Annotated in this window: 1 protein-coding gene; it reads left to right on the top strand. The window is 67.2% G+C overall.

Features of this window, described 5'->3' with window-relative positions; all coding sequences use genetic code 11:
- Positions 1–901: 901 nt before the first annotated feature.
- Positions 902–1621 (top strand): hypothetical protein, encoded by a 720-nt coding sequence (locus ACIQV3_RS40520; protein WP_403722408.1) that lies wholly within the window; start codon positions 902–904, stop codon positions 1619–1621.
- The last annotated feature ends 76 nt before the right edge of the window (positions 1622–1697 follow it).

The following is a 1697-nucleotide window of genomic DNA, read 5'->3' as shown; positions in this document are numbered from 1 at the left end:
CAGCAGCCTCGGCTACCGCAGTCCCGCCGAATACGAAACCGCCTTGGCGGCCTGACCAACACACCAACGGTGTCCGTCAAAGCGGAACAAGCTCACAGCGACCTGCTGGAGGCGACGGAGGCACGGCCCTGTGTGGTGTGCGGCGCCGACGCCGGAGAGGCGTGCACGCCGGTGGCCGCCACACCCACCGTCAGTGCCACAACTCAGCGCACACACCCACTGAACAGGGACAATCCCCCAGAACACCACTGACACTTCAACGCCAAAAAACCACCGACAAAGACATGCACATCATCATGGTGATGACCTAGGCCCAGACTCCCGCCACCGCAACCAAGCTGCGCCACCTGTGAGTTCGCCACTGACAGGCCGTGACGCGACACGGGGACAACACGTGCCGAATCCCCATCCCGAACGTCAACACCACTGACGCCCCGCAGCGACCCGTTCACCCTCCTTTCGTCGTCGGTCATGTGCTGCCTCTCCTGAGTGGTCGGGACCCGCTGCGGAGGCCGGAAAGTGGGGTGCTGATCGAACGTCGCGCCCTGGGCACCGGCCCACGCCCTGCCGCTCCTCCTACGCCGCCAACGGCCACCCGCCGGGCCCGCCTCGCCGCCGAGCCGACCGAAGGCTCCAAAACGGTGCCCGAGGAGCCCGCGGTGCCCCGCTCCCCCGGCCGGCACCCCCTGGGAACAGGAGCAGACATTCACGGGTCGGCGGCCGCAGCAAGGTCGCCATCCCTGCGCACCGGGTGGATACGCGGCGTGGTCGCCGACGATGCCGCGCACTCGCACACGATGCAGTGCGCTCGGCGTCTGCCGCGTTCACTCGTCCAGGTGTTTTCGGGGCCGCGCGGGGGCGGGCCTGTGCGCGGAAGCCGCGGCCGGGCATAGGAAGGGGCATGCGTTCCCTACGACGGATCCCGGTGTACCTGCTGCTGGCCCTCTCTCCGGCCGCTGTACTCCCTGCCGGTCCGGCGGCCGCGGCGGAAGAGGCCGAGTCGGCCTGTTTCTCGTACGCGATCGAGAAGTACCCACAGGAGAACTGGACCTGTGTCGGGGACACCCTGACGCTCCTGACCCGCTCACCCGACGGGGATCTGGTCCCCAGCCGGAGCGAGCAGGTCCCGCGGCCGGCTGCGCCGCGGTCCGGGAGCCTGGCTCCCACCGACCGTGTCGACGACTACCACGCCAACAGCAACGAAGCGATCTACGCGGTGCTGGACCGCCAGAAATACAAGATCAATTTCAACTTGAAGATCGGCCTGCACAACCATACGGGCAACGTCTCCATGACCTTCAGCTCGCAGACGCCCGTCGCCCTCACCTACAGCCTGCGCATCCGTCGCGACGTGGACCTGTGGCCCGACGACACGGTCTACGGCTACGAGAACCGCCTGTACGGCAGTTCGACGCCGACGCGGTCGCACACGCAGACCGAGGGCAACACCGGCAATGGCCACAACCGCCTGCCCTACGACGGGAAGCGGTACTTCTGGGACGCCTGGAACCTGCACCTGCGGATCCAGGGCACGGCTATCACCACCGCCGGTTCCGTCCAGAGCGACCGGGCCACCTGCTACAAGACCACCGGCTGCAAGTTTGAGCTTGTTCCGCTTTGACGGACACCGTTGGTGTGTTGGTCAGGCCGCCAAGGCGGTTTCGTATTCGGCGGGACTGCGGTAGCCGAGGCTGCTG

Origin of the sequence: Streptomyces sp. NPDC099050 (assembly GCF_044759865.1) — a bacterium.
GTDB lineage: Bacteria > Actinomycetota > Actinomycetes > Streptomycetales > Streptomycetaceae > Streptomyces.
This window is presented reverse-complemented; position numbering and strand designations above follow the sequence as displayed.

Coding starts and splice junctions, on each gene's coding strand:
- ACIQV3_RS40520 (WP_403722408.1), top strand. CDS start 902: ATGCGTTCCCTACGACGGATCCCGGTGTACCTGCTGCTGGCCCTCTCT.